21 protein-coding genes are annotated in these 12,580 nt (G+C 68.2%); all 21 read right to left on the minus strand.

What is annotated here, in order from left to right:
* The coding region (locus JX283_RS02900; protein ID WP_204829254.1) for an energy-coupling factor transporter transmembrane protein EcfT at positions 1-687 on the minus strand (687 nt) is incomplete at its 3' end.
* A complete protein-coding gene (locus tag JX283_RS02905) occupies positions 684-2,285 on the minus strand; it encodes an ATP-binding cassette domain-containing protein (protein WP_204829255.1) in 1,602 nt (533 codons plus the stop codon). The genes JX283_RS02900 and JX283_RS02905, both read right to left, overlap by 4 nt.
* Before the next feature lie 90 nt (positions 2,286-2,375).
* Complete coding sequence (gene rplQ, locus JX283_RS02910) at positions 2,376-2,804, minus strand: 50S ribosomal protein L17 (RefSeq protein WP_204829256.1); 429 nt, start codon at positions 2,802-2,804, stop codon at positions 2,376-2,378.
* A 35-nt stretch (positions 2,805-2,839) separates the two neighbouring features.
* Positions 2,840-3,781 carry a DNA-directed RNA polymerase subunit alpha gene (locus JX283_RS02915; RefSeq protein ID WP_135978825.1) on the minus strand — a complete coding sequence of 314 codons (942 nt, stop codon included), beginning with the start codon at positions 3,779-3,781 and terminating at the stop codon, positions 2,840-2,842.
* A 25-nt stretch (positions 3,782-3,806) separates the two neighbouring features.
* Positions 3,807-4,400, minus strand: coding sequence for a 30S ribosomal protein S4 (gene rpsD / locus JX283_RS02920; RefSeq protein WP_204829258.1), 594 nt, complete (start codon positions 4,398-4,400; stop codon positions 3,807-3,809).
* Between the two features lie 24 nt (positions 4,401-4,424).
* Positions 4,425-4,826, minus strand: coding sequence for a 30S ribosomal protein S11 (gene rpsK / locus JX283_RS02925; protein ID WP_204829264.1), 402 nt, complete (start codon positions 4,824-4,826; stop codon positions 4,425-4,427).
* 9 nt (positions 4,827-4,835) lie between these two features.
* Positions 4,836-5,207, minus strand: a complete 372-nt coding sequence (gene rpsM, locus JX283_RS02930; RefSeq protein ID WP_135978828.1) for a 30S ribosomal protein S13 — start codon at positions 5,205-5,207, stop codon at positions 4,836-4,838.
* Between the two features lie 21 nt (positions 5,208-5,228).
* Positions 5,229-5,342, minus strand: coding sequence for a 50S ribosomal protein L36 (gene rpmJ / locus JX283_RS02935; RefSeq protein ID WP_204829269.1), 114 nt, complete (start codon positions 5,340-5,342; stop codon positions 5,229-5,231).
* 87 nt (positions 5,343-5,429) lie between these two features.
* Positions 5,430-5,648: a translation initiation factor IF-1 gene (gene infA, locus JX283_RS02940; RefSeq protein WP_204829270.1), complete on the minus strand. Its 219-nt coding sequence runs from the start codon at positions 5,646-5,648 to the stop codon at positions 5,430-5,432.
* Between the two features lie 127 nt (positions 5,649-5,775).
* On the minus strand, positions 5,776-6,564 hold the full coding sequence (gene map / locus JX283_RS02945) for a type I methionyl aminopeptidase (RefSeq protein WP_204829271.1): 789 nt from the start codon (positions 6,562-6,564) through the stop codon (positions 5,776-5,778).
* A 16-nt stretch (positions 6,565-6,580) separates the two neighbouring features.
* Positions 6,581-7,207: an adenylate kinase gene (locus JX283_RS02950; protein WP_204829272.1), complete on the minus strand. Its 627-nt coding sequence runs from the start codon at positions 7,205-7,207 to the stop codon at positions 6,581-6,583.
* Positions 7,208-7,251: 44 nt separating this feature from the next.
* Positions 7,252-8,541, minus strand: coding sequence for a preprotein translocase subunit SecY (gene secY / locus JX283_RS02955; RefSeq protein WP_204829273.1), 1,290 nt, complete (start codon positions 8,539-8,541; stop codon positions 7,252-7,254).
* 2 nt (positions 8,542-8,543) lie between these two features.
* A complete protein-coding gene (gene rplO, locus JX283_RS02960; RefSeq protein ID WP_239652443.1) occupies positions 8,544-8,930 on the minus strand; it encodes a 50S ribosomal protein L15 in 387 nt (128 codons plus the stop codon).
* 40 nt (positions 8,931-8,970) lie between these two features.
* On the minus strand, positions 8,971-9,180 hold the full coding sequence (rpmD, locus tag JX283_RS02965; protein ID WP_204829274.1) for a 50S ribosomal protein L30: 210 nt from the start codon (positions 9,178-9,180) through the stop codon (positions 8,971-8,973).
* A gap of 2 nt (positions 9,181-9,182) precedes the next feature.
* The gene (rpsE, locus tag JX283_RS02970; protein WP_204829275.1) at positions 9,183-9,704 is read right to left on the minus strand and encodes a 30S ribosomal protein S5; all 522 of its coding nucleotides are present in this window, start codon (positions 9,702-9,704) and stop codon (positions 9,183-9,185) included.
* Positions 9,705-9,716: 12 nt separating this feature from the next.
* Entirely contained in the window at positions 9,717-10,085 is a 369-nt protein-coding gene (rplR, locus tag JX283_RS02975; RefSeq protein ID WP_204829276.1) for a 50S ribosomal protein L18, read from the minus strand.
* Positions 10,086-10,152: 67 nt separating this feature from the next.
* On the minus strand, positions 10,153-10,689 hold the full coding sequence (rplF, locus tag JX283_RS02980) for a 50S ribosomal protein L6 (protein WP_204829277.1): 537 nt from the start codon (positions 10,687-10,689) through the stop codon (positions 10,153-10,155).
* Positions 10,690-10,714: 25 nt separating this feature from the next.
* Positions 10,715-11,113: a 30S ribosomal protein S8 gene (gene rpsH, locus JX283_RS02985; protein ID WP_204829278.1), complete on the minus strand. Its 399-nt coding sequence runs from the start codon at positions 11,111-11,113 to the stop codon at positions 10,715-10,717.
* A 100-nt stretch (positions 11,114-11,213) separates the two neighbouring features.
* A complete protein-coding gene (locus JX283_RS02990) occupies positions 11,214-11,399 on the minus strand; it encodes a type Z 30S ribosomal protein S14 (RefSeq protein WP_204829279.1) in 186 nt (61 codons plus the stop codon).
* 57 nt (positions 11,400-11,456) lie between these two features.
* Entirely contained in the window at positions 11,457-12,023 is a 567-nt protein-coding gene (gene rplE, locus JX283_RS02995; RefSeq protein WP_204829280.1) for a 50S ribosomal protein L5, read from the minus strand.
* Positions 12,024-12,249: 226 nt separating this feature from the next.
* Positions 12,250-12,567, minus strand: coding sequence for a 50S ribosomal protein L24 (gene rplX, locus JX283_RS03000; protein WP_239652442.1), 318 nt, complete (start codon positions 12,565-12,567; stop codon positions 12,250-12,252).
* Between the last annotated feature and the right edge of the window lie 13 nt (positions 12,568-12,580).

Genomic DNA, 12,580 nt, shown 5'->3' on the forward strand with positions numbered 1-12,580 from the left:
GTATCCCCAGCAGCGGTCGGCCATGGCGCGGGCGCTCTCGTCGGCGCGGCGGAACAGTGCCACCACGAGCGGCGCCAGCACGAGGCGCCAGCGGGCGAGCCGGGCCACGGGGCCGCCGCCGTCGAGCATGACGCCGCGGGCCCGCTGGGCGTCGCGCACGCGCACGAGCTCCTCGCCGCAGAGCGGCACGAACCGGAGCACGAGCGAGGCCACCATGGCCCAGGAGTCCACGGGGGCGCCCAGGCGCCCGAGGGGCGAGAGCGCCCGGGAGAGGGCGTCCACGGTGGCCTGCGAGGGCGTCGTGGCCGTGTAGACGAGGGCCCAGGCCACGAGGGCCACGATGCGCAGCACGGCGGTGACGCCCCGCACGAGGCCCGGGAGGCTCACCCCCACGGTGCCGAGCAGCACGACGTCGCCGGTGCCGTCGGCCACGAGGGCGTTGGCGGCCAGGGCCAGGACGAGGACGACGGCCGTCGGGGCCACGGCCTCCCCGACCCGGCGCCAGGCGACCCCGGCGACGCGGGCGCACACCGTGGCCCCGGCCACCAGGGCGAGGACAACGGCGGGCGACGGGGCGGCGAAGGCGGCCACGGTGACGGCGAGAAGCCAGAGGATCTTAGGGCCGGCGGAGAGCCGCTGGAGCGGCCCGTCCAGACCGAGGTAGGCCCCGGGGACGGTGCGGATCACAGGAGCCCCGCCTCCCTCGCCACCGCGAGCTCCAGGGGGAGCCTCACGCCGGCCGCCTCGAAGGCGCCCGAGGACGGCCCCTGGGCGGCCGGGCCCTCCCACACCGTGCGGCCCCCGGCCACGAGGGCGAGGCGGTCGGCCACGGGGAGCCACTCCCCCACGTCGTGGCTGACCACGCACACGGCCGCGCCGCCGTCGGCAAGCGACCGCGCCACGGCGTGCACGGCGGCGCGGCCCGGGCCGTCGAGGCCCACCGTGGGCTCGTCGAGGATGTAGGCGCCGGACGGACGGGCGACCACGGCGGCCAGGGCCGCGCGCCGCCGCTGGCCGCCCGAGAGGCACCAGGTGGGGCGGTCCCAGAGGGACTCGTCGAGCCCCACGGCGGCCAGGGCCGCGGCGGCCCTCCCGCGGGCACCGGCCGGGTCGCACGGGGGCAGGGACGGCCCCATCATGGCGTCCGTGAGCACGGAGTCGGCGAGGGTCTGGTCCTCGGGGCGCTGGAAGGCGATGCCCACGGCGCCGGCCCGCACGAGGGCGCCGTCGAGGGTGGCCGAGCCGGAGTCGGGCCCGAGGAGGCCCGCCGCCACGCGGGCGGCCGTGGTTTTGCCGCTGCCGGAGACGCCGGCCACGAGCGTCACGGCGCCCCGGGGCACGGCGAGGGAGAGGCCGGCGAGCACGGGGCCCGAGGGGGCCGTCACGGACACGCCGTCGAGCACGAGCCCGCCCGCGGCGCCGGACGCCGTGTCGAGCGCCGCGGCCGGGCGCCGGCCGATGCCGCCCGCCGCTGCCGGGCCGAGGGCGCGCGCGAGGGCGCCGGGGTCTGCGAGAAGCGAGAGCGGCAGGCCGGAGAGCACGAGGTCGCGCGCCCACGCCGCGGGGACGGACTCCCCCATGCCGGCCTCGGCCACGAGGTCGAGGTCGCAGAAGAAGTCCCAGGGGCTCCCCTGCCAGGTGACACGGCCGCCGGCCATGACGGCCACGGACGTCGCAGACGCCACGTCGAGCACGTCATGGGTGGCCCGCACGCGGCCGCAGGAGGCCAGGGGCCCCTTTCCGAGGAGCGCCCGCACACCGGCCCGCGCGCCCTCGTCGAGCTCGCCGCCCACCTCGTCGAGGGCAAGGTACGGGGGCTCCATGGCGAGGGCCGACGCGAGGGCGAGCCGCTGGGCCTGGCCGCCGGAGAGCTCCGAGCACGGCTGTGCCGCGCGGTCCGCGAGCCCGACGGAGCCGAGGGCCCACGCGACGCGGCGCGCGACCTCCTCCGGGGCGAGCCCGAGGTTCCGGGGGCCGAAGGCCACGTCCTCCCCCACCGTGGAGCCGAGGATGCGCGACTCCGGGTCCTGGGAGACGAGGCCCACGGCCCGGGCGGCCCCGAGGCGCGACGACCGGCCTGCCCCGACGGTCGCACCGTCCACCACCACCCCGCCGCGCCTCGGGGCGAGGCCGCCGTTCAGCGCCGAGAGGAGCGTGCTCTTGCCAGAGCCGTTGCGCCCCACGAGGCAGAGGTCCTCGCCCGGCCGCACGGCCAGGGTGGCGTCCTCCACCGCCCAGGCCCCGTCCTCGCCGTAGGCGAGCCAGACGGCCCGCGTCTCGAGCATGTTCCCCCCCCTCTCCGTCGGGCGGTCAAAAGAACGGGGCCCCGAAGTAACCTTCGAGGCCCCGTTGGTCTGTCGCTGCCGCAGGGGCGCCTACTCGGCGTCCTCGGCCTTCTCGNCGACCGGCTCCACCTTGGTGGGAGCGGCGGCCTTCTTCACCGGCTCGTTGACGAGCTCGATGATGGCGATCTCGGCGTTGTCGCCCTTGCGGGGGCCGAGCTTCATGATGCGGGTGTAGCCGCCGTTACGGTCGGCCCACATGCCCTGCTCTGCCTTCTCAAAGACCTCGCGCACGATCTCCTTGTCGCCCACGGCGGCGATGGCAAGGCGGCGGGAGTGCAGGTCGCCCTTCTTGGCCCACGTGATGACGCGGTCCACGTTGCCGCGGATGGCCTTCGCGCGGGGGAGCGTGGTCTTGATGCGGTCGTTGGCAAGCAGCGCCGCGACCAGGCTCTTCTTCATGGCCTTGGTATGGCTGGCATCGGTGCCGAGCTTCATACCGCGCTTCTTCTGGTGCCTCATGTTGCGTTACTCCTAAAAGTTCAGTGTCGTCGACGTCAGGCCTTGAGGCCGAGGCCCATGGACTCGAGCTTGTCCTTGACCTCCTCGATGGACTTCACGCCGAAGTTGCGAATGTTGAGCAGGTCGTTCTCGGAGAAGTCCACGAGCTGGCGCACNGAGTGGATGCCGGCGCGCTTGAGGCAGTTGTAGGAGCGGACCGAAAGGTCGAGCCCCTCGATGGCCTTGTCAAGCTCGCTGTTGTCGTCCTCCTCGCCGGTGGCGAAGATGGAGACCTCCTCCTCGTCCTCGCCCTCCTCGTCCAGCGACATGAAGGCGCTCATGTGCTGGTTGATGATGTTGGCGGCGTCGACCACGGCCTCGCGGGGGGTCATGGCGCCGTTGGTCTCGATCTCGAGGACGAGGCGGTCGAAGTCGGTGTGCTGGCCCACGCGGCAGGGCTCGACGGTCTTGGCGCAGCGGCGCACCGGCGAGTAGAGGGAGTCGACGTGGATGACGCCGATGGCGTCGTTGTCGCCCTCGTTGCTCTCGCCGGACACGTACCCGCGGCCGCACCCCACGTACATGGTCATCTTGAGGTGCGCGCCCTCGGCGAGGTGGCAGATGACCAGCTCGGGGTTGACCAGCTCGAAGCCGGCGGGGACGGAGAAGTCGGCGCCGGAGACGGTGGCGGGACCGTCGATGTTGACCTCGCACTCGGCGGTGTCGACGGAGCCGGTGCGCTGGAAGACGAGGCGCTTCACGTTGAGCACGATGTCGGTGACGTCCTCGTAGACGCCCTCGACGGTGGTGAACTCGTGCTGCACGCCGTCGATGCGGATGGCCTGGACGGCCGCCCCCTCCAAGGAGGAGAGGAGCACGCGGCGAATGGAGTTGCCCAGCGTGTCGCCGAAGCCGCGCTCGAGCGGCTCCACGGTCACGCGGGCGACGTCGCCCTTGACCTCTTCCACCGACACCTGCGGTCGGATGAACTCGGACATGTATACCTCCAACCGGGGTGACGGGCTACTTGGAGTAGAGCTCGACGATGAGCTGGGCGTTGATGTCGAGGTCGATCTGGTCGCGGGAGGGCACCTGGAGCACCTTGNCCGAGAGCTTCNCGATGTCGACCTCGANCCACGACGGGACAGCCATGTGCTCGGAGGCGATGATGGCCTCCTTGATGGGAAGGAGGNCGGAGTACTTGGGGGCGACGGNCACGACGTCNCCGCCCTTCACGCGGTAGGAGGGGATGTCCACACGGTGGCCGTTCACCTGGATGTGGCCGTGGCGAACGGTCTGGCGGGCCTCCTTGCGGGTGCGGGCGAAGCCGAGGCGGAAGACGACGTTGTCGAGGCGGGTCTCCAGGATCGACATCAGGTTGTCGCCCGTGATGCCCTCGACCTTGAGGGCCTGCTCNTAGTAGCNGTGGAANTGCTTCTCGAGGNCGCCGTAGATGAACTTGGCCTTCTGCTTCTCGCGGAGCTGACGGCCGTACTCGCTCTCCTGGCGACGCTGACGCTTGGGCTGACGGTTGGACTTCTTGTTGATGCCCATGACAATGGGGTCGATGTCGAGAGCCCTGCACCGCTTCAGGACAGGAGTCCTATCAACTGCCATGCTTGTATTCCTTCCTGATCCTGATTACATGCGACGACGCTTGCACGGACGGCAACCGTTGTGCGGGATGGGGGTCTTGTCCTGGATGCTCGAGACCTCGAGGCCGGCGGCCTGGAGGGAGCGGATGGCGGTCTCGCGGCCGGAGNCGGGGCCCTTGGTGAACACGGCGACCTTGTGCATGCCGTGCTCCATGGCCGTCTTGGCGCAGGCCTCGGCGGCCATCTGGGCGGCGAAGGGGGTCGACTTGCGGGAGCCCTTGAAGCCCACGGTGCCGGCGGACTGCCAGGCGATCACGTTGCCCTGGGGGTCGGTGATGCTGATGATCGTGTTGTTGAAGGTGCTCTTGATGTGGGCCTGGCCCACAGCGATGTTCTTGCGCTCGGCACGACGGATACGCGTCTGCTTCACGTTCTTCTTCTGAGCCATGTCTCTCCCTTAGCCCCTCTTCTTGGCACCGATCTGACGCTTCTTGCCCTTGCGGGTGCGAGCGTTGGTGTGGGTGCGCTGGCCGCGGACGGGCAGGCCCTTGCGGTGACGGAGGCCGCGGTAGCAGCCGATCTCCATCAGGCGGGCGATGTTGGTGCGGGTCTCGCGACGGAGGTCGCCCTCGACCGTGAGGTTCTGGTCGATGTAGTCGCGCATCTTGGAGACCTCGTCCTCGGTGAGGTCGCGGACGCGGGTGTCGGGATTCACNCCGGTGGCGGCGCAGATCTTCTCAGCGGTGGTGCGGCCGATGCCGTAGATATAGGTAAGACCGATCTCCACGCGCTTCTCGCGCGGGAGGTCGACGCCGTTGATACGGGCCAACTTGAAGCTCCTCTCGATTCTTTAACCCTGGCGCTGCTTGTGACGGGGGTTCTCGCAGATGACGAGGACCTTGCCGTGGCGCCTGATGATCNTGCACTTGTCGCACATCTTCTTGACGGAAGGACGTACCTTCATCTGTCATCCTTTCAAGTTGCGCTTGCTATATCTTCGCCCAGCCGCTGGCGTAAGTTTCTACGGTTGGAATGCGAGGGCGTCGCCCTCCTATTTGTAGCGGTAGGTGATGCGCCCGNGGGTGAGGTCGTAGGGGGAGATCTCTACGACCACACGGTCGCCCGGGAGGATGCGGATGTAGTTCATCCGGATCTTGCCGGNGATCGTGCACAGGANGGTGTGACCGTTCTCAAGCTCGACGTTGAACATGGCATTGGGCAGCGGCTCGATGACCTTGCCCTCGAGCTCGATCGCGTCCTGTTTACTCACGCGGCAACCTTTCTCCACACGTTACGGCGATTTTCCAGTGTATCCGATGGTCNCCCACCCGTCCACGAGCACGACGGTGCAGGACCCCGTGACGGCGGTCCTGCACACAGGATGACCACGCTTGGCGTCAGTTCTGGCCGCCCTCCATCGGGAACCAGGGACCCTGGTCGTCCTCGGTGAGGATGACCGGGCCGTCCTCGGTGATGGCGACGGTGTTCTCGTAGTGGGCCGCGCAGCCGCCGTCGGCGGTGACGACGGTCCACCGGTTGGCCATGACGCGGGAGGCGTAGTCGCGCTCCACGATCATGGGCTCGATGGCGATGACCATGCCGGCCTGGAGCTTGACACCCCGGCCGTGGTGCCCGTAGTTGGGGACGCTCGGCTCCTCGTGCATCTCATGGCCCACGCCGTGGCCCACGTAGTCGCGGATGACCCCGAAGCCGTGGCGCTCGGCGTGCTCCTGCACGGCGTGTCCGATGTCGCCGAGGCGGTTGCCCGGGACGGCCTGCTTGATGGCAAGCTTGAGGCAGTCGCGGGTGACCTCGCANAGCTCCTTGTGGGAGGGGGTGGGCGTGCCGCAGTAGAACGTCCAGGCGTTGTCCCCCACCCAGCCGTTGAGGACGGCGCCGGTGTCGATGGACACGATGTCGCCGTCCTCGAGGATCACGTCCGCGGACGGGATGCCGTGGACGATCTCGTCGTTGATGGAGCAGCAGATGGAGGCCGGGNAGCCGCCGTAGCCCTTGAACGCGGGCACGCCGCCGTGCATGCGGATGATGCCCTCGGCCACGCGGTCGAGCTCGAGCGTGGAGACGCCGGGCACGATGCGCGCGCCCACGCGGCGGAGCGCCGNCTTGGAGAGGGCGCCNGCGTTCTTCNTCTGCTCGATCTCTTCGGGGCGCTTGATCTTGATCATGGGGGATCAGCGTCCTTTACAGGCCCAGGAGGGTCTTGACGTCAGCGTAGACCTCGTCCTGGGAGCGGTCGCCGTCCACCTCGCGCAGCAGGCCCTTGTCGCGGTAGTAGCCCACGAGCGGTGCCGTTGACTCCTCGTAGACGTCGAGGCGCTGCTTGATGGTCTCGGGCTCGTCGTCGTCGCGCTGGTACATCTCGCCGCCGTCGCGCGGGNAGGTCTCGTCCGCGGCGGTGCCGGTGTAACCGCAGGTGCGGCAGGTACGCCTCGAGCTNAGGCGCTCCANGATGACCTCGGGCTCCACGGAGACGAGGAGTGCGGCGTCGAGGCTGACGCCCATCCCGGCGAGCTCCGCGTCGAGGGACTCGGCCTGGGAAGTGTTGCGTGGAAAGCCGTCGAGGATGAAGCCCGCGGCGGCCTCGGGCATGCCCAGGCGCTCCTTGACGAGGCCGATGACCACGGAGTCCGGCACGAGCTTGCCGGCGTCCATGTAGCCCTTGGCCTCCTTGCCGAGCTCCGTGCCGGCCTTGACGGCGGCGCGGAGCAGGTCGCCTGTGGAGATGTGGTCGAAGCCGAACTCCTCCACGAGCTTCTGGGCCTGGGTGCCCTTGCCGGCGCCGGGCGCCCCGAGAAGAACGATGTTCATGGTGTCTCCTTACGTTGGGGCGCTCCGGCGCCGGGATGTGGCATCTAGCGGATGAACAGGCCCTCGTAGTCGTGGGTCTTCAGCTGGCTCTCCNCCTGGGTGAGGGTGTCGAGGGCGACGCCCACCATGATGAGGATGGAGGTGCCGCCGAAGGCCTGGATGAGGGTGTTCGACGTGAACGTGAACAGGATCGATGGGGCGACCGCGATCACGGCCAGGAAGAGCGCGCCCGGCAGGGTGATGTGGTCGAGGACGCCCTTGATGTAGGCAGCCGTGGCGGCGCCGGGGCGCNCNCCGGGGATGTANCNGCCCTGCTTGCGGAGCTGGNCGGCCGTCTCCTCCGGGTTGAACACCATGGAGGTGTAGAAGTACGCGAAGGCGACGATGAGCAGCACCGACAGGATCCAGTTGAGCCAACCGGCCGAGACCGCGTTGGCAAAGACCTGCATCCAGCCCACCGTGGGGAAGAACACGGCGATCTGGGCCGGGAAGTACAGGATGGCCGAGGCGAAGATGATGGGAATGACGCCGGCGGTGTTCACCTTGACCGGGAGGTAGGTGGACTGCCCACCCATCACGCGACGACCCTGGACGCGCTTGGCATAGGACACCGGGATGCGGCGCTGGCCGCGCTCGATGTAGATGATGAACGGGATGACGGCCAGGATCACCAGCACCACGAGCACGGTCATGAGGGCGCCGTTGTCGCCCTGGGAGACCGAGCTGAAGATGGCCGCGGGAAGGCCGGCCATGATGTTGGCGAAGATGATGAGCGACATGCCGTTGCCCACACCGCGCTGGGTGATGACCTCGCCGAGCCACATGATGATCATGGCGCCGGCCAGCATGGTGACGACCACCATGACGTCCATGAGCCACTCGGGGGCGGNGATGCCCGTGAAGTTGATGCCGTAGGCGTCGCTCTTGAACAGGAAGAGGTAGCCCACCGCGTTGAGCAGCGCGAGCCCCACGGTGATGTAGCGGGTGTACTGAGTGATCTTGCGCTGACCGGCATCGCCCTCCTTGGCGAGCTCGCCGAGGGAGGGAATCACGGCCTGGAGCATCTGCATGANGATCTGGGCCGTGATGTAGGGCATGATGCCGAGGCTGANGACCGACACGCGGGCGAGCGCGCCGCCACTGAACANGTTCANGAGGGCGAGCGCGCTCTGATCGCCGAGTGCGGTCTGGAATTGGTTGAGCATGCCCTCGAAGGGGATGCCCGGCACCGGCACGTAGGCGCCGATGCGGTACAGCACGAGGATGCCGATCGTCAGCAAGATCTTGTCACGGAGTTCCTTCACACGGAACGCGTTGGCAATACCTTTTAGCACGATTACTCGACCTTTCCTCCGGCTGCCTCGATCTTCTTCTNGGCAGNGGCGGANANNTTGTCNACCTNGACGGTGAGGGCCTTGGTGAGCTCGCCGTCGCCGAGGACCGTCACGGGCGTGGAGGCCTTNTTGATGATGCCCTTGGCCTCGAGGGAGGCGCCGTCCACCACGTCGCCGGCCTCGAACTTGGCCTCGAGGCGGTCAAGGTTGACGGGGGCGTACTCCACGCGGTTGGGGTTCTTGAAGCCGGGGAGCTTGGGCAGGCGCATGGCGAGCGGGTTCTGGCCGCCCTCGAAGCCGGCGCCCTTGCCGCCGCCGGAGCGGGAGAGCTGACCCTTGGTGCCGCGGCCGGCGGTGGTGCCGTGACCGGAGGAGTTGCCGCGACCGATGCGCTTGCNCNTCTTCTTGGCACCGTCTGCGGNACGGAGATCATNGAGCTGCNTGGGGGTACTCCNGGTNCTCTTCCACNNNGACCAGGTGCTTGATCTTGAAGACCATGCCCCTGATGCTGGGGTTGTCGGGCTGCTCGACGACGTCGCCGATACGACGGAGGCCGAGGGCGCGGGCGGTACGCGTCTGGTCGCCCTTGACCTGGGTGACCGCGCTCCTGACGAGCTTGATCTTGAGGNTGTTGGCCATCGTTAGTTCTCCTTCGTGCCGAACATCTGGGCCACGGTGATGCCGCGGCGCTCAGCGGTCTGCTCNGGGCTCTCAAGCTGCTTGAGGCCGTCGGCCGCCGCCTTGATGACGTTCATGGCGATGGTGGTGCCGAGCGACTTCGACATGACGTTCTTGATGCCGGCGAGCTCGAACAGCGGGCGCACGGAGCCACCGGAGATGACACCGGTACCCTCGATGGCGGGCTGGATCAGCACGCGGCCGGCGCCGAAGTGGCCCATGACCTTGTGGGGGATGGAGCCCTCGTCGGTGACGGGCACGTGGAACATGTTCTTCTTGGCGTCGTCGACGGCCTTCTGGATGGCCAGGGGCACCTCGGCGGACTTGCCCATGCCGAGGCCGACGTTGCCCTTGCCGTCGCCCACGGCCACGAGGGCGACGAGGGAGAAGCGGCGGCCGCCCTTGACGACCTTGGACACACGGTGGATGAAGACGACGCGCTCCTGGAGATCGGAGGCGTCACGCTGCTTCGGGTTACGAGCCATCTGTCATACCTCCTAGAACTTCAGGCCCGCAGCGCGGGCACCATCGGCGAGGGCCTTGACGCGGCCATGGTAGATGCGGCCGCCACGGTCGAACGTGACGGTGGTGACGCCCTTGGCGAGCGCGCGCTCGCCGATGAGCTTGCCCACGATCTCGGCGGCCTCCTTGTTGGAGCCCAGCTTGCCGGTGGCGCGGAACTCGGGGTCGAGGGTGGAGCAGGTGCAGATGGTCTTGGCGTCGACGTCGTCGATCACCTGCGCGTAGATGTTGGCATTGGTGCGGTGCACCGAGNGGCGCGGACGCTCCGCGGTTCCGGTGATCTTGNTGTGGACGCGACGCTCGCGGCGCTTCAGCCCGAGCTTCTTCGCCTTCTGCTTGTTCATGGAAACAGTCTCCTTCTATCACGCCGCCACCTGACGGGGTGGCGGACTTGAANACCGGGCGCAGGCGCTACTNGGCGGCCTTACCGAGCTTGCGGCGCACGTGCTCGTCCTCGTAGCGGATGCCCTTGCCCTTGTAGGGCTCGGGGGGACGCTTGGCACGGATCTCGGCGGCAACCTGGCCGACCTGCTCCTTGGAGATGCCCTTCACCACGATGTGGGTGTTGTCGGGGACCTCGAAGGAGATGTTCTCCGGGGCCGCCATGATGACGGGGTGGGAGTAGCCAAGGGAGAGGTCGAGGTCGCGGCCCTTGAGGGCGGCGCGGTAACCGACGCCGACCAGCTGCAGGCGCCTCTCGAAGCCCTGGGACACGCCCAGGACCATGTTGTGCACGAGGGTGCGGGAGAGACCCCACTGGGCGTTGGCCTCGCGGGTCTCGTTCTCGGGGGCGACGAGCACCTCGTCACCCTCGACCTTGAAGGACACCAGGGGCGAGAAGGTGCGGGTGAGCTCGCCCTTCGGGCCCTTGACGATCACGGTGCTGTTGTCGACTGCCACGGTGACTCCGGCGGGAATCTGGACAGGCATCTTGCCGATACGGGACACGGTATCTCCTTTCAGTCCTGCCGGGTTACCACACGAAGGCGATGATCTCGCCGCCGACGCCGGCCTTGCGGGCGTCGCGGTCGCACATCATGCCACGGGAGGTGGAGATCACGGCAGTGCCGAGGCCGCCCAGCACGCGGGGCAGGTCGGCAGCGGAAGAGTACTTGCGCAGACCGGGCTTGGAGATGCGCTTGATGCCCTTGATGGTGCGGGCGCGCTTGGGCCCGTACTTGAGGGTGATGACGAGGGTCTTCTGGGGCNTGGTGTCGTTCACCACGTAGCCCTCGACGTAGCCCTCCTCCTGGAGCACACGGGCGATCTCGACGAGCACCTTGGTGGACGGCATGGCCACCTCGGCCTTGCCGACGGTGTTCGCGTTGNGGATGCGNGTGAGCANATCGCTGATGGGGTCGTTCACGTTCATGCAGATTCTCCTTCGTTACGGATGAAACCACCACGATCGGTTCGTCGGCACCCGTGGCGCCGACGCCTTCTCGCGGGTCCTCCTCCGAGGTCCCCCAGCCTTACCAGCTGGCCTTGCGGACACCGGGGAGATCGCCGTNGTTCGCCAGCTCGCGCAGGCAGACACGGCACAGGCCGAACTTGCGGTACACCGAGTGCGGACGGCCGCACCGCTGGCAGCGGCGCTGCGTGCGCGTGGAGTACTTCGGCGTGCGCTGGGCCTTGACGATCATCGAAGTCTTAGCCACAAATCCTCCTTCATCAATGCGGCCCGGCAGNTGCCGGGCGACACNTGGANACCTGNTTTACTTGCCGTTCTTCTTGAACGGGAAGTTGAAGCCCTCGAGCAGGGCCTTGCCCTCCTCGTCGGTGGCGGCGGTGGTGACGATNGTGATGTCCATGCCGCGGGTATGGTCGACCTTGTCGNAGTNGATCNCCGGGAAGATCGTCTGCTCGGTCACGCCGAGGGAGTAGTTGCCGCGGCCGTCGAAGCTCTTGACGGGGAGGCCGCGGAAGTCACGAATGCGCGGGATGGCGATATCGATNAGGCGGTCGAGGAAGTCCCACATGCGGTCCTTGCGCAGGGTCACCTTGGCGCCGATGGGCATGCCGGCACGGAGGTGGAAGGTGGCGATGGACTTNNGGGCCCGGGTGACCATGGGCTGCTGGCCCGTGATGGTGCGGAGGTCGGCGACGGCGGCGTCGATGGCCTTGGCGTCGGTGGCGGCCTCGCCCACGCCCATGTTCACGACGATCTTCTCGATCTGCGGGACGGTCATGGGGTTGGTGTAGCCGAACTGCTCGATGAGCTTGGCGCNCNCCTCGTCNTCGTACCTGGTCTTGAGACGGGGGACGTACTTCTCTTCTGCCATGGTTCTCCTTCTGGGGCTTTAAGCGCGGGGCTGTCCTATGGCTCCGGGGTCCTCGCGCCCCCTGGTCATGGTCTTTGGCCAGGGGCCGGCACAGTGCAATTCAGAATCATAGGACAGAGTCAATGGCAGGCACGCGAGAATCGCGCCCGCCACACAATGAATCCGACAAAAACGGGCCCCGGCGAACATGTCGCCGGGGCCCACTGTCAGGCGTTGCCTGGGTTCCTTAGAACTGGGCGCCGCNCTTCTTGCAGACGCGGACCTTCTTGCCCTCGTCGTTCCAGTCGTGGCCCACACGGGTGGCCTNGTCGCAGCTCGGGCAGACCAGCATCACGTTGGACACGTAGATGGGGGCCTCCTGGCTCACGATGCCGCCCNGGGGGTTGGCCTGGGTCGGGCGCATGGCCTTCTTGACCATGGCGACGCCCTCGACGACCACGCGGCCCTCGGAGGGCAGCGCGCGCAGCACNTTGCCGCGNGCGCCCTTGTCCTGGCCGGAGATGACCTCGACGAGGTCGCCCTTCTTGACGTTCATCTTAGGCATATCGTCTGGACCT

This window comes from Olsenella sp. CU969 (genome assembly GCF_905219715.1).
GTDB classification, from domain to species: Bacteria; Actinomycetota; Coriobacteriia; order Coriobacteriales; family Atopobiaceae; genus Granulimonas; species Granulimonas faecalis.

Bases quoted from the DNA above. Each gene is read 5' to 3' on its own strand.
- JX283_RS02905 (WP_204829255.1), bottom strand. From the start codon at position 2,285: ATGCTCGAGACGCGGGCCGTCTGGCTCGCCTACGGCGAGGACGGGGCC.